Source organism: Pseudomonas sp. SMV71 (assembly GCF_052042015.1).
Lineage (GTDB): Bacteria > Pseudomonadota > Gammaproteobacteria > Pseudomonadales > Pseudomonadaceae > Aquipseudomonas.
On record NZ_JBKGGU010000065.1, the window covers coordinates 1 to 394 of the forward strand.

Annotated in this window: 1 protein-coding gene; it reads right to left on the bottom strand. The window is 67.0% G+C overall.

All coding sequences use genetic code 11. The features are described from left to right. The coding region (locus ACLEJQ_RS25795) for a hypothetical protein (protein ID WP_440799928.1) at window positions 1-394 on the bottom strand (394 nt) is incomplete at both ends.

The window sequence follows — 394 nt, forward strand, 5'->3', positions numbered from 1 at the left end:
ACCTTTGCCGTCGAGCAGGGCCAGCGGGCGGAAGGTGCCGGGTTCGTAGAGGTAGCTGCGGTGGTGGCGCGGGCTGCTTTCGGCGACGAGTTGGTCGCCTTGCCAGAAAAATTCCGTGGTCAGGCCGTCCACGGTCTTGCTGATGCGTCGGCCGAAGGCGTCGTAGCGGTAGGAGGTTTCGCGACCGTCCGGGGTGGTGAGGCCGATCAGCCGGTGCTGGCTGTCGTAGCGGTATTCGGTGACGAGGCTGTGGGCCTTGCCCCGGCGTTCGCGGATCAGGTTGCCAAAGGCGTCGTAGTCGTAGTGCCGGTCGCCGTCCAGCAGCAGGCGGTTGCCCTTGACGGTGACGGGACCGGGGCGGTCCATCATCAACAGGTTGCCGGCCGGGTCGTGG